Here is a 15720-nt window from a genome sequence, read left to right as displayed (position 1 = left end):
GCGATGTCGAAATCATCGGGCGTGATCGCGCCGCGTTCGGAAGCGGAGGCTTTCTTCAAGGCCAATCCCGACGTCGATTCGATCGAGATGATCTACACCGACTTCGGCGGCGTGCCGCGCGGCAAGCGGCTGCGCCAGCACGAAGTGCTCGCTGTCTATGAAAGCGGCCGCATGTTTCCCGGTTCGATCACCGTTGTCGACATCACCGGTCAGGACACGGTCGAAACCGGGCTTGTCTGGGAAGACGGCGATGCCGACCGGTCGATGAAGCCGATCCCGGGAACGCTCGTCCGCACGCCGTGGGGCGGCGACCACGCCGGGCAATTCCTCGTCGACTTCTACGAGCTCGACGGCACACCGCACGACCTCGATCCGCGCCATGTGCTTGGCGGCGTGGTCGACCGTTTCACCGCCGACGGGCTGACGCCGGTGCTGGCGGTCGAACTCGAATTCTATCTCGTCGATCCGCGCCGCGCCCGCGACGGCAGCGTCCGCCCTGCTCGCCCAGCCTACAGCCGTGATACCCCGCGCAATGTCGAGGTTTACGGGCTGCGAGAACTCGACGACTTCCGGCCCTTCTTCGACGCGCTTTATGCCGCGACCGACGTTCAGGACCTGCCGCTCGAAAGCGCGATCTCCGAATTCGCGCCCGGCCAGTTCGAACTGACGCTGCGCCACAAGCCCGACGCGCTGCGCGCCTGCGACGATGCGATCATGTACAAAAGGCTCGTCAAGGCGATCGCCCAGCAACAGGGACTCGAAGCGACCTTCATGGCCAAGCCCTTCGCCGGGCAGGCGGGCAGCGGCATGCACATCCACGTCTCGGTCAACGACGACAAGGGCGCCAATATCTTCGCCAGCGACGATCCCGAAGGCACCCCGGCCCTCCGCCACGCCATCGGCGGGATGATCGGCAGCGTCGGCGACGGCTTCGCGCTCTTCGCGCCACACGCAAACAGCTACCGGCGGTTCAAGGCGAACAGCTATGCCCCGGTCGCGCCGACCTGGGGCGTCAACAACCGCACCGTATCGTTCCGCATTCCCGCCGGTCCGCCGCCGAGCCGCCACGTCGAACATCGCGCCTGCGGCGCCGACGCCAACCCCTATCTCGCCGTCGCCGCGGTCCTCGCCGGTATGCATCACGGCATGGCGACACAGGCCGATCCCGGCGCCGCGGTCGTCGGCAACGGCTATGACCGCGACAACGCGGGCGACGACAAGCCACCGTCGAACTGGTTCGCCGCGGTCGACCGCTTCCACGCCTCCAAACTGATGCGTGCCTATCTCGGCGAGCGGTTCGTCGACATGTTCAGCATCGTCAAGCGCGTCGAGCAGGACAATTATTTCGGCGTCGTCCCGACGCTCGATTACGACTGGTATCTGCGCAACGCATGAATTGATGCCGGTTTCTTTGAGAGATTCGGCGCTGCACCGCAAAATACCCCCTTTTCAAGCCGCCGATATTGGGTCAGCTTGACTCAACATACAGGGAGGCCAGCCATGGATCTGAACGAACTGCTCAAAGCCACTCGGGGTCGTCGCTCACTGCTGCAGGCGCTGGGGGTCGCAGCGGTCGGGATCAGCTTCGGCGGCATCGCCGCCTGCAGCAAGGGGGAAGGCAAAAAGCTCGCGAACGGCGAGGAAGCCAAGCTCAACTTCTACAACTGGGACACCTATATCGGCGAGACGACGCTCGACGATTTCAAGGAAACCAGCGGCGTCGACGTCACCATGGACCTTTTCGACAGCAACGACACGCTGTTCGCGAAGTTCAAGGCGGGCAACCCCGGCTACGACGTGATCGTCCCGTCGAACGACTTTGTCGAGCGGATGGCGCGCGCCGACATGCTCCAGCCGCTCGACCATGCGCAGATTCCGAACATCAAGAATATCGAACCGAGCTTCATGAACGTCGATTATGATCCGGGACGCAAATTCTCGCTGCCCTATACTTGGCTCGTACTCGGCATCGGCTATCGCAAGTCGAAGGTGAAGACCAAACCCGACAGCTGGAAAGTCCTGTTCGACAGCCCCGAATATAAGGATCGTATCGCCTGGCTGTCGGAGGCCGGCGACATGTTCCGCCTCTATGGCAAATATCTCGGCAAGTCGGTCAACGCGCTGACCCCGGCGGATATCGAGTCGATCTCGGCGATGATGATCAAGCAGAAGCCCTATGTGAAGAAATTCCACGAGGACGACGGGCAGGACCTGCTGCTCAAGGGCGACTGCGATGTCGTGCTCGAATATAATGGCGATATCGCACAGGCGATGGTCGAGGATAACGACCTCGATTTCATCGTGCCCAAGGAAGGCAGCCAGCTCAATTCGGACACGCTCTGCATCCCGAAGGGCGCGCCGCATCCGAAGAACGCCCACGCCTTCATCAACTATCTGCTCGATGGCGAGGTCGACAAGAAGATCACCGAAACGATCCTCTTCCCGACCCCCAACTCGGCGGCGAAGGCGCTGATGCCCGAGAGCTACCGGAACAATCCGGTCATTTTCCCGCCGGCGGACGTGCTCGCGAAATGCGAATATGCGAAGTTCAACGAGAAGCTGCAGCCGCTGTACGAGGAAGCCTTCACCAAGGTGCGGGCAGCCTGACGGTCTGAAGGGGGCATCGGGGGGTGGCCGAACAGGACTGGAAATCCAATAAACGGGTCTTCGCGGCGGTTTCGCTGCCGACGATCCTGTGGGTGCTGCTGTTTTTCCTGATCCCTATGGCGATCGTCTGGGTCTACAGCTTCGGCGAGAACCGGGGCCTGACCGACATCGAATTTTCGGGCACCCTCGAAAATTACAAGCGCGCGACCGAATGGCTTTACGTCACCATCTTCGGCAAGAGTTTCGCGGTCGCGGCGCTGGTGACGCTGATCTGTCTGATCATCGGATTTCCGGTCGCGATGGCGATCACCTTTGCCAGCGAGAAATGGCGGCCGTGGCTGCTCCTCGGCATCATGCTGCCCTTCTGGACCAATCTCCTCATCCGCACCTATGCGCTGATGATGCTGCTCGGCACGCAGGGCTATGCGAACAAGGGGCTCGAAACCCTGTGGGGCGGCGCGAGCTGGTTTCGTACGCTCGTCGGCATGCAGCCGCTGCCGACATGGGAACCGGTGCAACTCCTCTTCAATAATTTCGCCGTCGTCTTCGGGCTCGTCTATGTCCACCTGCCCTTCATGGTGCTGCCGCTTTACGCCGCGCTCGACCGGCTCGACCGCAGCCTGATCGAGGCCAGTCTCGATCTCGGCGCCGGGCATTTCCGCACGATCATGCGCATCGTCGTTCCGCTCGCTGCGCCGGGGATCATCGCGGGGGTGATGATCACCCTGATCCCCGCGCTGGGCGCCTACCTCACCCCCGACCTGATGGGCGGTACCGACAGCCAGATGATCGCCAATGTGATCGAACGCCAGTTCAAGAAGGCAAACGACTGGCCCTTTGGCGCTGCCCTCTCCTTCCTGCTCATCTACGCCATGTTCATCCTCATCGCGCTGCAGGCGATGCGCAAGAAGGTGCCGGAGGTTCACTGATGGCGCTTTTCCGTCGCACCCCGATCGCTCCGCTCGAATATAGCCGCACCCTGTGGATGCGGCTCTGGGTCGGGCTGGTGATGCTGTTCCTCTATGCGCCGCTGTTCGTGCTGATGATCTTCAGCTTCAACGACAGCAAGCGCAACGTCGTGTGGCGCGGCTTCACGACCAAATATTATGAAAAGGCGCTGGGTAACGACCAGCTTGTCGAGGCGCTGGTCAATTCGCTCACCATCGCGGCGCTGGCGACCATTGTCAGCCTGATGCTCGGCGCGGTCGCCGCGGTCATGCTCTGGCGTTTCCGCTTCCCGCTGAAAGGGGCGATCGACGGAACGATCTCGCTGCCGATCATCGTCCCCGAAATCTGCATGGGCGTCGCCTTCCTGATGTTCTTCGCCGCGATCGGCTGGCCGACCGATCTTGTCTGGCCGTTCAATCTCGGCGCGATCACCATCGCGCACATCACCTTCTGCTTCCCATTCGTGACGATGGTCGTGCGCTCGCGCCTCGCGACCTTCAACCGCGAACAGGAAGAAGCGGCGAAGGATCTGGGCGCCGGCGAATGGGCGGTGTTCCGCGATGTGTTGATCCCGCACATGAAACCCGCGCTCGTCGCGGGGGCGCTGCTGTCCTTCACGCTCAGCCTCGACGATTTCGTCATCACCTATTTCACCAGCGGCCCCGACACGATCACCTTCCCGGTGAAGGTCTATTCGATGGTGCGTTTCTCGGTGACCCCCGAAGTCAACGCCGCCTCGACCATCCTGATCATCCTGACCATCGTTTTGACCGCCGTCGCACTGAAGCTTCAGGGCGTGAAGGCGATAGCGGAAACCCATTGATGCATTCTCCCTTCCCCGTTCGCATCGAGCGAAGTCGAGATGCCCATCAGTCGTGCGCGCCTTTGGGGTGTCTCGACTGCGCTCGACACGAGCGGACTAAGGACCGACCATGACCGATACAAAACCGCCGATCATCCAGATTCAGAATGTCTCGAAACGCTTCGGCAAGGTGACGGCGGTCGACAATGTCAGCCTCGACATCCAGGCGGGCGAATTCTTTGTCCTCCTCGGCCCGTCGGGATGCGGCAAGACGACCTTGCTGCGCATGATCGCGGGCTTCGAGCTGCCGACCGAGGGCAAGGTGCTGATCGACGGGCAGGACATGGCCGGCATTCCGCCGAACAAGCGGCCGGTGAACATGGTGTTCCAGAGCTATGCCGTCTTCCCGCACATGAGCGTCGCCGACAATGTCGCCTATGGCCTCAAGATCGCGGGCGTGAAGGGCGGCGAAGCGCGCGACCGCGTCGCCGAGGCGCTCGAACTCGTCAAGCTGGGCGGCTTCGAAACCCGCATGCCCGACCAGATGTCGGGCGGCCAGCGCCAGCGCGTTGCCCTCGCCCGCAGCCTCGTGATGCGGCCGAAGGTGCTGCTGCTCGACGAACCGCTGTCGGCGCTCGACGCCAAGCTGCGCGCGCAGATGCAGTTCGAGCTCAGCGAACTGCAGGAAAAGGTCGGCATCACCTTCGTCACCGTCACCCATGATCAGGACGAAGCGCTGTCGATGGCGTGCCGCATCGCGGTGATCAACAAGGGCGAAGTATCGCAGCTCGCGACGCCGTCGGACCTCTACGAATATCCCGCGAACCGCTTCGTCGCCGATTTCGTCGGCTCGGTGAACATCTTCGAGGGCAAGCTGACACTCGACGAACCCGACCGGGCGGCGGTCGATTGCCCCGGGCTCGGCAAGGTCTATCTCAATCATGGCGTCACCGGCCCGCACGGCGCCGACGTCTGGGTCGCGTTGCGTCCCGAGAAGATTTACCTGCACGTTCCGGGCGAAGGCAAAGCGGTCAAGGCGGCGGCGCAGGACGCACCCGACGGCTATAATTTCGCCCGCGGCAAGATCAAAGGCATGAGCTACCTCGGCGACATCACGCTGTTCGAGATCGAGCTGGAGTCCGGCGCGCGCATCCGCGTCTCGCGTCCCAACCTGTCGCGCCACGACCAGGAAGATTTCACCTGGGACGACAAGGTCAGCATGCACTGGCGCGCGGACAGTCCGGTGGTGCTGCTGGGATAATTGGACCGTCAAACCATCGTCATCCCGGATCAAGTCCGGGATGACGAATTTTAGTGTGCGGCTTTCTTCCCCGGAAGCAGGTGCATCACCCCGACGATCACACCGCCGAGCAACAGCCCGAAGATGCCGTCGCCGGTCGCCTTGACCAGCCAGGTCCACAGCCCCTCGAGCGGCAGGCCGCCGGCGATCGAATGCGCCAGCGATTCCAGCGCCTCGGCGATGCCGCCGATATGATATTCGTGCAGGCCGTGCAGGACGATCTGCCCGCCGACCCACAGCATCGCCGCGGTGCCGATCACCGCCAGTGCCGACAGCAGCTTGGGCATGAAAGACACCAACCCGCGGCCGATCGCCCGGCGCGCGCTATTGCCTTCCTTCGCCATATGCAGGCCGATATCGTCCATCTTCACGATCAGCCCGACGACGCCGTAAACCGCAACGGTGATCGCCACCGCCACGACCGCCAGCGTCGCCGCGCGCATCGCGAAATGCTCGTCGAGCACTTCGTTGAGGGCGATCACCATGATCTCGGCCGACAGGATGAAGTCGGTGCGTACCGCGCCCTTCACCATCGCCTCTTCATGATCCTTGTCGGCCACGATCTCGGCATCCTCGGCAAGGCTCGTCTTGTCCTCCTGCAACGAATGGATCACCTTTTCGGCGCCCTCGAAGCAGAGATAGGCGCCGCCCAGCATCAACAGCGGCGTGATCGCCCACGGCACGAAGGTCGACAGCAAGAGCAGCGCCGGCAGGATCAGCACCAGCTTGTTGAAGATCGACCCCTTGGTGATCCGCCAGATGATCGGCAGTTCGCGGTCGGGGGTGAAGCCGGTGACATAGCGCGGCGTCACCGCCGTATCGTCGACGACCACCCCCGCCGCCTTGACCCCGGCCTTCGACGCCGCGGCGCCGATATCGTCGATGCTCGCCGCGGCGACCTTGGCGATCGTCGCAATATCGTCGAGCAGGGCAAAAAGGCCGGAGGGCATAGGGGCTGGGTCTTTCCTGTTTAGAGAGCGCGGAGTTTGGGCATCGCCTCATCCAGCGATTTGCGGATGATGGCAACCATCTCGTCGATCTGGTCGGTGGTGATGATCAGCGGCGGACACATGACCAGGCTGTCGCGGATACCGCGGACCATCAAACCATTGGCGATGCACGCATCGCGCGCCATCGGTCCGGCGGTGCCCTCGGCGCCGCCGAAGCGCGCGCGGCTCTCCTTGTCGGCCACGATCTCGACCGCGCCGAGCAGACCGATCGAGCGTGTTTCACCGACCAGCGGGTGATCGTTCAGCGTCGCGAGCGCTTTAGCGAGATGCGGCCCGGTGACGCTACCGGTGCGCTCGACAAGTCCTTCGCGTTCGATGATCTCGATATTCCGAAGCGCGACGGCGGCGCAGACGGGATGCCCCGAATAGGTGAAGCCGTGCACGAAATCGCCGCCGGTCTTCAGCACGTCGACGACATGGCTCGCGACGGCGGTCGCTGAAATCGGCAGATAACCCGACGACAGCCCCTTCGCCATCGGCATCAGGTCGGGCGTAAAGCCCATCGTTTCGTGGCCCCACATCTTGCCGGTGCGGCCGAAACCGCAGATCACTTCGTCGGCGACGATCAGCAGGCCATATTTGCGCGCCACTGCCTCGACCTTGGGCCAATAGCCTTTCGGCGGGATGATCACCCCGCCGGCGCCTTGCACCGGCTCGCCGATGAACGCGGCGCAATTTTCGGGGCCGACCTCAATTATCCTGTCCTCGATCGCCTGCACGCAGGCGTCGCAGAACTCCTCCTCGGTCATCCCCTGCCCTTCGTTAAAGGCATAGGGCTGGCGGACATGTTCGACGCCGGGGATCGGCAGGTCGCCCTGCGCATGCATCGCCTTCATGCCCCCAAGCGAGACACCGGCGACGGTCGAACCGTGATAGGCGTTCCAGCGGCTGATGAAGACGGTGCGCTTCGGTTCGCCCTTCAGCTTCCAATAGTGGCGGACCATGCGGAACACCGTGTCGTTCGCTTCGCTGCCCGACGCGTTGAAAAAGACGTGCGGCAGGCGGTTGCCGGTCAGGCTGGCGATCTTCGCCGCCAGCGTTACCGTCGGCGGCGTCGCGGTCTTGAAAAAGGTGTTGTAGAAAGGCAGCTCGCGCATCTGCGCCGCCGCGGCCTCCACCAGTTCCTCGCGGCCATAACCGACGTTGACGCACCAAAGGCCCGCCATCCCGTCGAGGATACGGTGCCCGTCGCCGTCGTGGATATAGCATCCCTCGGCATGGGTGATGATCCGGCTGCCGCCGAGCCTCTCGATCTCGGCCCAGTCGGCCTGTGCGGGAAGATGGTGCGCGACGTCGAGGCGGCGCAGTTCGGCGATGTCGTGATTGCGGGGCATAAGAAACTCCTGAATTCCAAGATCCGTTTGCATCGAGCGAAGTCGAGATGCCCCTCGATCTTGCGCTACGACGATGGGTGTCTCGACTTCGCTCGACACGAACAGAGAAGAGACCGGTCCCGAAATCATCAGGGCGAGAAGCAGAGCCGTGCGAGATAGCGATCGTAGCGGGAGACGCGGCGGTTCATAATTCCCCCCTTAACCCGCGTCCGAGGAGGTGGAAATAGGTCTGGCTTTCGCCGTTGCCGTCGACCGCCCATTCGGGGTGCCACTGCACCGCGAGCAGGGGCGCGCCGTTCGGCCGCGCACTGAACGCCTCGACCAGCCCGTCGGGGGCACGTGCCTCGACCGACAGGCCGTCGCCGAGCCGGCCGATGCCTTGATAATGCACCGAATTGACGTCGAGCGACGAAGCGCCATAGGCCGATGCCAGCATCCCGCCCTCGGCTAGGTCGACATGATGGCGATGGTCGAACATCGCGTCGAACAGCGTCCCGTCGGGGGTATGGTGGCGCAGCAGCTCGCCATTTGTCGCCGTGTCGCGCCGCAACGTCCCGCCGAGCGCGACGTTGATGTCCTGAAACCCCCGGCAGATGCCGAACAGCGGGCGCTGCGCCGCAATCACCGCCTCGACAAGATCGCGCATCATCCGGTCGCGGTCGGGGTCGAACGGTCCCTCGCCGGCATCATCCTCGCCATAGCGCGCCGGCTCGACATTCGACGGCGATCCGGTGAGCAGCACGCCGTCCAGACGGCCGACGATCTCGCCGGCGCGCATATATTCGGGCAGCGACGGGATCAGGAGCGCCGCGCAATCGGCGTGGCGCATCGCCGCCGTCGCATAGCGGTTCATCACCGCCTGCGCATATTCCGCTCCGACCTGCCGGTTGCAGGCGATGATGCCAAGGACGGGACGGGCGGACATCGGAGGCGCTTTCCTTTCGCCTCATAGCTGCCGTCTTTCGCGGCGCGACGCCAGCGATATTTGCGTCAGGCGTATTGGCGCGCGAAAGCCGCGGCCGCCCCGAACAGGCCGGGCTGCGGATGGGTGATGAGCTTCACCGGCAGCGCCGACATGAAGCCCTCGAACCGCCCCTTCTCGACGAAGCGCTCGGGAAAACCCGATTGCACGAGGCTGCTGCGAATCCGTAAGCCGAGGCCCCCCGCAATCACCACCCCGCTCGCCCCCTGCGCGAGCGCGAGGTCGCCCGACACGCTACCGAGCGACAGGCAGAAACGATCGACTGCCGCGGCGGCAAGGCTGTCCTGTCCGCTCAACGCATTGGTCCAGATCGCCTTGTCGTCGAGCGGCGTCACCGCGCGGCCTTCGAGCGCGGCGAGCGTCTCATAAATATCGACGATACCCGGCCCCGACACAACCCGTTCGATCGACACCCGCCGGTGCCGCTTGCGCAGCCGCGCAAGGATCGCATCCTCGATGCTATCGAGCGGCGCGAAATCGATATGGCCGCCCTCGGTCGCCTGGACGCGATAGGCGCCGCCGTCGCGCCAGACATGCGCGACGCCGAGCCCGGTGCCAGGACCGATAATGCTGATCGTACCGGTTTCGGGCAGCGGTTCGTCAGGACCGCAAAGCCGCTCGAAATAGCCGACATCGGCCTGTGCAACGGCGTGCCCCACGGCTTCGAAATCATTGACGAGTATGTGGCGGTCGACACCCAGCTTTTCGCCGATCAGGGCCGGGCGAATGATCCAGGGGTTGTTGGTGAAGCGAATGATTTCGCCACGCGTCGGCCCGGCGATCGCGATCGCGACACCACGCGGCAGGCTTCCGCCCTGCTGGCGCGCAAAATCCTGCCAGGCGGTCTGGAAACTCGCATGATCGCTGGTGTGTAACGTCGTTTCCTCGCCAAGCGAGACGACCCGGCCGCCTTCGACCCCGGCAATCGCAAAGCGCGCATGGGTGCCCCCGATATCGACCGTGACGATGGCTTCGCTCATGACTCTCCCTTGCCGGCAGCCGCCGGGTTGACGAAGGCATGTCGCATGGGTCGCATCGATGCAACAAGGCATAGCTATGCGTGCTTGCTTCGCCCGCAGACGGCGCCTATTTGCGAATCATTCTCAATAATGAAAGTTAGGCAATGACGATCGCACCGACGCACGACTGGGACGGAACGAGCGGCGAAAATTGGGTGGTTCACCAGCTCCGTCTCGACCTTATGCTCGAAGATTTCGGCGCCGCGGCAATCGCTGCCGCCAATGCGCAGCCGGGCGAGCATGTTCTCGACATAGGATGCGGAGCGGGCGCGACCAGCCTTGCGCTGGCAGAACGTGTCGGTTCGAACGGCCATGTGCTCGGCGTCGACATCTCGGCACAATTGATCGCCCGCGCGCGATCGGCACAACCGGATGGTGTGCCTGTGACGTTCGACCTTGCCGATGCCGCCCGTGCCTCTTTGCCCGGGCAGGCATTCGACCTGCTCTTCTCGCGCTTCGGCGTGATGTTCTTTGACGACCCCGTCGCCGCTTTTGCCCATATGCGGGCAGCGCTCAAGCCCGGCGGCCGGGTGGCATTCGTTTGCTGGCGCAGCGCACAGGAGAACGACTGGGTCCGCCTCCCGATGGCGGCAATCCGCGACCTTGTCACGCCGGCGCCCGCCGATCCCCTTGCCCCCGGGCCCTTTGCCTTCGCCGACCGTGATCGCGTGTCGGACATCCTCGCGACTGCGGGATTCGACGATATCGGGATTGCGCCCTTCGATACCACCATATCCTATGGCTACGGCAAAACGCGCGCCGAAGCGGTCGACGATGCGCTGGCGCTGGCCTTCGCCGTCGGTCCGCTGTCGCGCGCGCTGGCCGGGCAGCCCGACGACATCCGGGCGAAAGCTGCCGCCGCCGTCCGCGCCGCCTTTTCGGCGCAGCCCGGCGAAACTTCGGTGCTGATCGACGGCGCGGCATGGATCGTAACGGCGCGCAATCGCAACCTATGAACGAAATGACGTTGAAAGCCGATGATGGTGCCCCTGGCCGGACTCGCTCGGCTATTTTTTCCAATAGCTTGGCGGGTGGTGCCGTAAATCTCGGCGGAATAGGATTGTTTAATCGGGCCGGAATGAGACGGCAATCTCACCCGGCCCTGCCAAAGCGAAAGGTAGTTCGCCATGGGTGACAACCCCGTACAGATTCTTGGCCGATGCGGCAATTGTATGGAGCCGTACAGCTATCATCGCCAGCGCCGGGAGGCCCCACCGATCTGCCAAGCGGGCGGAAATATCTATCGCGAGGCGACAGAGGAAGAACTGGCCGCTGGTTATGCCGCCGCCTTCCCTGACGAACCGAAGCCCATCGCCACTTTCCGCGCCGACGTGCCGGAAGACATCGAGGCAGCCAAAGCCGTTCTCAGCCCGGATGCCCTCAACCGTTTCTTTGGCCCCGATGGCGGAGGGGCTGATGCGTGGATCGCTGCGATTGAAGCGGCTGGCGCGCGAATTGGAGGACAATGAGATGGAAACTCCCAACCGCATTATCGGCGTCAAAGTCTGGACGACCGTCCACGGTCGCGATGTGACGGTTGCGTTCAGATCGCCCTATCGCTGGCGCATCTTTGAGAACGAGGTCGATGTGACCAAGTCGTTCGGCCATGCGTTGCGCGGCCCGTCGCTGCCGCCTCATTCGGAAGCATGGCAGGCTTTTCATGATGAAACCCGCCTCAACGAGCGCAAGGCGGCCCTACAGTGTGCGGCATGAGCGCCGCAGAGATCGCCCGCGAGACCCTTAATCGGATCGGTTGGCACTTAGAACTACGCAGCGGCATCCGGTGCAAGGTCGAGGACTGCGGCGGCGTCGGTGCGCCCACGCCCAGCGAACTGGTGATGTTCTTAGCTCTTACAGCGATAGCCACCCCGGAGCCCCACCATGACTAACTCTACTGTACGCTCGGACTCTGACCGGGAAGGGGTGGGGCGTGAGCCCAATTACGCTGCCGAGATGAGGCTGCCGGAAGGTCTGTCGTGCGCCGATTGCAAACACGGCCCCCGCTGTGATGCTCTGTTTGGCGCGGTGCGGAAGGGCTTCACGTCGTGCGACTTCTGGCCGTCCCGCTTCCTGTGCAAGTCCTGCGGCAACAGCGGGTTTATCGAATGCCCCGCCGCCTATGATGGTCGGCACGAATGCGAGTGCGTGTCATGACCTCCCCTAACTCAGATACCCGACTGGATGGGTGGCAGGACATTTCGACGGCGCCGAAGGATGGAACCGAGTTTCAAGCGCGCATCCCGGGCAACGGCGAAGACAACGTGATCGCATGGGTCGACGACCTCATCGACAGTAACGGAGATTACTGTGGAGGATGGGCCTTCACGCGCGATCAAGAGCCACCGGATTGTTGGACCGATGGCTATTGCTGGGCGGTCAACGAGGATGGCGACCAGTCCGTGCAGCCTACCCACTGGATGCCCCTACCCCCTCCCCCTGTATCAGAGGAGAAACCGTGATGACCGATTCCTCTGCCTTGTCCGACCGGGTTCTGACACTTCCGCTCAAGGGCGAGTATTTCGACGCCATCGCTGCGGGGACTAAGCCCGAGGAGTTTCGGCTCGCGAACGACTTCTGGGCTCGTCGGATCGCCGGTCGCGAATATGACCGCATCGTCCTGACGCGCGGCTATCCGAAAGGCGGCGGCATCGAAGGCGCCACCCGCCTGACGCGACAGTGGCGAGGCTATCAGGTGCGCTGGATCACCCATCCCCATTTCGGTCCCGACGCCGTTCAGGTGTTCGCCATCGATGTTTCTACCCCAACCCGAAAGTCCGAACAATGACCAATGATGCAATAAGGGATCTGATCGAGAGGGTGGAGCGGGCGGAAGGGCCGTTGTTCGCACTGGACTGCGCGATTGGCCAGGCACTTCGCCCTGATCGCGAAAGCTGGCCTGCTTATTCCGCCTCCATAGACGCCGCGATGACGCTGGTTCCGAAGGGTTGGACGCGCTCTATGTTCGACGCCGACAACGGAGACGCGCTCGCTCGGCTGGAGTTCGAGGGCGAGACACCGAGCGCCGACCGCGAGGTTCATGCACGCGGAGAGACATGGGCCCTCGCCCTCGTCGCAGCCTCCCTTCGCGCCCACCTATCCACAGGAGCCTAGCAATGGAACCGACAGAGGAAATGAAGCGCATGGCGCGGAGGATTGCGGCTCACGCTCTTTGCGGTCCTGAAAAATGGAAGCCGGGGGTCAAGGCGGGCATGTATGAAAGCATCATTCGGGGCGAGGCGGACAACGAGGCGCTCGTTCTTGGCCCCCTCGCTGCCATCATGGAGACGAGCGAGATGGCGGCGAACATGCTCGGCAACGGCGACAATCTCTACGGTTGGGAGTGGGCTGAAAGGCTCCGCTCCGCCGACCACCTCAAGGATAGCAATCATGTCTGACCTGATCGACTTCGATAGCGCGTGGCCGTCATCGGTCGATGATGGTCCGTTTAAGGCGGAACGGCACGACAGTGGTTGGTGGATCATTACAAATGCGAGCGGCAATGAAGTCGATGATAGCGGCGATGGTGGCTTTACCGAGAAGAGCGCCCATTGGATCGCGGACGCAATGAACGCGAAGTTCGCGAGTCAGGAAGCCGCCGACGAAATCACCGCCCTCAGGGAGATATTGCGAGACGCGCGCGGCTGTTTGATCGATCACCTTCAATACATGAAAGAACCGGAGAGCGCGCGCATCATTAAGCGTATCGACGCACACCTTCTCACCCCGGAGAGCGATAATGGATAAGCAGGATAAATTGGCGAGTCCAATACCGGGAAGCGACGGAGACACATTCTACGGGCACCCTCCACCGCTGAGCGGCTGCGTCGCGGTATTCCATAATGTGTGCGGGCGGCGAACCGTACGAAAGTCTTGCGACTGTCAGACTTGCGCCTCCCTGTCTGCCGCTGTTGGGGAAGATATTGGAGGTGGGCGTGGGTGAGGTGGAGAACGCCCGCGCGCATCTAGACGCCGCGATTGCTGCTTTGAGCTATGAAGAGGCTTGGCGCCTCGATCCCGTCACCGGCGAGCAGTGCAAAATGGATGGTATTGAAATGTGCATCGCCCAAGACCTTGATCGCGTGGAGAGCCAATTGCTGCCACGGGGCCTTGGACCTACGGTCATCGGCGCGGTCTCGGAAAGCATCCGACATGCCTTCGTCGAGATCATCGCGGCAAGGAACGCCCTTGGTGACGATCATGGCTGATGCCGAAGATGTGGCGAACAGCCTCTCTGTGGCGCAAGCCGCGCTCATTGTCTGGCTTAACGGTGAGGAATTCAGGGACTGGCATCAAAAAGACGCTCCTGGGAATCGATCGACGCGCATCCGACTGACGAAGTTCACAGAGGCCGGCGGTTGGCCTTGGTTCAGGCGATTGACGCCATTCGGCAGCGAGGTTCGAGAAGCTCTGCTAAGGAACCCAGATGCTTGAAGCCCTCGCCCTCTGCCTAGGATCGGTCCATGACGGAGATAGCCTGCGCCTCTGTGACGGGACCCGCGTCCGCCTCGTCGCCCTCTCCGGCCCTGTCGATGCTCCCGAGCTTCCCGGTAGCCCTCGCTGCAACCGCTGCGACCCTCGCGCCGGATATGCCGCCCGAGACCGCCTCCGCGTAATCCTGAGCCAGCCGGCCAAACTCCATTGCACTGGTTCGGACAAATACGGGAGACGGCTTTGCAGGGTCACGGTGAACGGGCGGGATGTCGGTGATCAGCTTGTTGCCGAGGGGCTGGCTGTGATCAGGAGCGATTGGCGCTAACGAATCGCTTGCGAACATTCGGAGAACATCGCTACCCTTGAAGGATGGCAGACCGCAGCGGCTTCAATCGATTCTTTCAGCCGACGCTCGGGGATATGCTGAGGATAGGCGTGGGCGCCAAAGTGGCGTGTAATCGCTGCCAGTGCGAGCGGGTCATAAACCTTGAGATGTTGATCGCGAAGGTCGGTCCGTCCTACTCACTGTTTAACAGGCGGTGCCGGTGCAAGCTGCTTCCGGGGTGTCAGGGGTGGAATTATTTCCTTCACGATAGGTCGGGAGTTTGGTTGCCGTTCAGGGATGCTGCCGCTGCGGATCGGTGGTTGGCGGGATGAGAAAGAGCGGGATCGCGGGATCATGCACCCCATCCCTCTGCCAGCTCAATGCAGGCAGCGAAGGCGGCGAGCCCGATGGGAACAGCCCCCCGTCGCATAACTCGCCGCCCTGCGTAGCGGATGCCCCGGTGTCCTTGTCGGGGGCTTATCGGTCTAGGCGCTTTTCCGGTTTCCCGTACACACGCCACCAGCCCGGACGTGCATGGTTTTGCTCCCGCCGCCGCGCACGATTTTCATAGCAGAATCCTGAGGCGGATGCATCCAAATTCGGTTCTATCTCCGCTTGCGAACCAGTGCAGATTTTGCACAAGTTCGCCCCGGCTGGTCGGCGCCTGTCGTGAGAAGCGGGGGCCTCAGGGCGCGGCGTCGGGACTCTTCGGAGGGTCGGGCTCGCCAGCCAAGCTATTCCGGCAATCGATCAGCCCACGCTCTGACCCCGGCCACCTTCGCAGCGCAATCGCCGAGCGCAGCCCGCATATCGAGCACATAGGGTAGCATCAGCCCATCGCGCTTGCCGGTGATCGCCTTCGCCATATCGACCGCCACAGCGACCGAAGGGGCGGCTGCGATCTTGTCCCACTCGTAGGGCGGCAGCGCGGGCGCGACAGGCTCCCCGGCGCATGCCAAAAG

General features: G+C 62.9%; 21 protein-coding genes. 16 read left to right on the top strand and 5 right to left on the bottom strand.

Going from position 1 to position 15720, the window contains the following annotated elements; all coding sequences use genetic code 11:
- Positions 1–3: 3 nt before the first annotated feature.
- The 5 genes from LH19_RS07140 to LH19_RS07120 all read left to right on the top strand — a co-directional run bounded on the left by LH19_RS07140 (position 4) and on the right by LH19_RS07120 (position 5618).
- A complete protein-coding gene (locus LH19_RS07140; RefSeq protein WP_054726412.1) occupies positions 4–1395 on the top strand; it encodes a glutamine synthetase family protein in 1392 nt (463 codons plus the stop codon).
- A gap of 105 nt (positions 1396–1500) precedes the next feature.
- Positions 1501–2607 (top strand): ABC transporter substrate-binding protein, encoded by a 1107-nt coding sequence (locus LH19_RS07135; RefSeq protein ID WP_054726409.1) that lies wholly within the window; start codon positions 1501–1503, stop codon positions 2605–2607.
- Between the two features lie 23 nt (positions 2608–2630).
- Positions 2631–3536, top strand: coding sequence for an ABC transporter permease (locus LH19_RS07130; protein ID WP_054587528.1), 906 nt, complete (start codon positions 2631–2633; stop codon positions 3534–3536).
- On the top strand, positions 3536–4378 hold the full coding sequence (locus tag LH19_RS07125; RefSeq protein ID WP_054587527.1) for an ABC transporter permease: 843 nt from the start codon (positions 3536–3538) through the stop codon (positions 4376–4378). Before LH19_RS07130 ends, LH19_RS07125 begins: the two co-directional genes overlap by 1 nt.
- 109 nt (positions 4379–4487) lie before the next feature.
- Entirely contained in the window at positions 4488–5618 is a 1131-nt protein-coding gene (locus tag LH19_RS07120; RefSeq protein ID WP_054726406.1) for an ABC transporter ATP-binding protein, read from the top strand.
- A 50-nt stretch (positions 5619–5668) separates the two neighbouring features.
- Here the strand turns inward: LH19_RS07120 and LH19_RS07115 are convergent, their stop codons facing one another.
- From LH19_RS07115 to LH19_RS07100, 4 genes are all read right to left on the bottom strand, one after another.
- Entirely contained in the window at positions 5669–6607 is a 939-nt protein-coding gene (locus tag LH19_RS07115; protein WP_054726403.1) for a DUF808 domain-containing protein, read from the bottom strand.
- Positions 6608–6627: 20 nt separating this feature from the next.
- On the bottom strand, positions 6628–8001 hold the full coding sequence (locus tag LH19_RS07110) for an aspartate aminotransferase family protein (protein ID WP_054726400.1): 1374 nt from the start codon (positions 7999–8001) through the stop codon (positions 6628–6630).
- A 184-nt stretch (positions 8002–8185) separates the two neighbouring features.
- Entirely contained in the window at positions 8186–8926 is a 741-nt protein-coding gene (locus tag LH19_RS07105; protein WP_054726397.1) for a gamma-glutamyl-gamma-aminobutyrate hydrolase family protein, read from the bottom strand.
- A gap of 65 nt (positions 8927–8991) precedes the next feature.
- Positions 8992–9963, bottom strand: a complete 972-nt coding sequence (locus LH19_RS07100; RefSeq protein ID WP_054726394.1) for a glucokinase — start codon at positions 9961–9963, stop codon at positions 8992–8994.
- Between the two features lie 143 nt (positions 9964–10106).
- Between LH19_RS07100 and LH19_RS07095 the strand changes: the two genes are divergently transcribed.
- From LH19_RS07095 to LH19_RS27865, 11 genes are all read left to right on the top strand, one after another.
- Positions 10107–10958 carry a class I SAM-dependent methyltransferase gene (locus LH19_RS07095; protein ID WP_054726392.1) on the top strand — a complete coding sequence of 284 codons (852 nt, stop codon included), beginning with the start codon at positions 10107–10109 and terminating at the stop codon, positions 10956–10958.
- Between the two features lie 171 nt (positions 10959–11129).
- Positions 11130–11471, top strand: a complete 342-nt coding sequence (locus LH19_RS07090) for a hypothetical protein (protein WP_145923422.1) — start codon at positions 11130–11132, stop codon at positions 11469–11471.
- A 1-nt stretch (position 11472) separates the two neighbouring features.
- Positions 11473–11715: a hypothetical protein gene (locus LH19_RS07085; protein WP_054726384.1), complete on the top strand. Its 243-nt coding sequence runs from the start codon at positions 11473–11475 to the stop codon at positions 11713–11715.
- Positions 11716–12137: 422 nt separating this feature from the next.
- The gene (locus tag LH19_RS29835; protein ID WP_054726378.1) at positions 12138–12461 is read left to right on the top strand and encodes a DUF551 domain-containing protein; all 324 of its coding nucleotides are present in this window, start codon (positions 12138–12140) and stop codon (positions 12459–12461) included.
- A complete protein-coding gene (locus tag LH19_RS07070) occupies positions 12458–12787 on the top strand; it encodes a hypothetical protein (RefSeq protein ID WP_456114887.1) in 330 nt (109 codons plus the stop codon). Before LH19_RS29835 ends, LH19_RS07070 begins: the two co-directional genes overlap by 4 nt.
- Positions 12784–13113, top strand: a complete 330-nt coding sequence (locus tag LH19_RS07065) for a hypothetical protein (protein ID WP_054726372.1) — start codon at positions 12784–12786, stop codon at positions 13111–13113. Before LH19_RS07070 ends, LH19_RS07065 begins: the two co-directional genes overlap by 4 nt.
- 2 nt (positions 13114–13115) lie before the next feature.
- Positions 13116–13397 (top strand): hypothetical protein, encoded by a 282-nt coding sequence (locus LH19_RS07060; RefSeq protein WP_054726369.1) that lies wholly within the window; start codon positions 13116–13118, stop codon positions 13395–13397.
- Positions 13390–13746 carry a hypothetical protein gene (locus tag LH19_RS07055; protein ID WP_054726366.1) on the top strand — a complete coding sequence of 119 codons (357 nt, stop codon included), beginning with the start codon at positions 13390–13392 and terminating at the stop codon, positions 13744–13746. The genes LH19_RS07060 and LH19_RS07055 overlap by 8 nt, the downstream gene beginning before the upstream one ends.
- Before the next feature lie 188 nt (positions 13747–13934).
- Positions 13935–14207 carry a hypothetical protein gene (locus tag LH19_RS07050; RefSeq protein WP_145923424.1) on the top strand — a complete coding sequence of 91 codons (273 nt, stop codon included), beginning with the start codon at positions 13935–13937 and terminating at the stop codon, positions 14205–14207.
- Positions 14191–14433: a hypothetical protein gene (locus LH19_RS28525; protein WP_145923425.1), complete on the top strand. Its 243-nt coding sequence runs from the start codon at positions 14191–14193 to the stop codon at positions 14431–14433. Before LH19_RS07050 ends, LH19_RS28525 begins: the two co-directional genes overlap by 17 nt.
- Entirely contained in the window at positions 14426–14758 is a 333-nt protein-coding gene (locus tag LH19_RS27865; protein WP_082395486.1) for a thermonuclease family protein, read from the top strand. Before LH19_RS28525 ends, LH19_RS27865 begins: the two co-directional genes overlap by 8 nt.
- Before the next feature lie 734 nt (positions 14759–15492).
- Here LH19_RS27865 and LH19_RS07035 read toward each other — a convergent pair.
- Positions 15493–15717, bottom strand: a complete 225-nt coding sequence (locus tag LH19_RS07035; protein WP_156344011.1) for a hypothetical protein — start codon at positions 15715–15717, stop codon at positions 15493–15495.
- Between the last annotated feature and the right edge of the window lie 3 nt (positions 15718–15720).

Source organism: Sphingopyxis macrogoltabida (assembly GCF_001314325.1).
In the GTDB taxonomy this organism is placed as follows: domain Bacteria; phylum Pseudomonadota; class Alphaproteobacteria; order Sphingomonadales; family Sphingomonadaceae; genus Sphingopyxis; species Sphingopyxis macrogoltabida.
The sequence above is the reverse complement of the archived record's forward strand: the minus strand, read 5'-3'. Positions and strand labels throughout refer to the sequence as shown.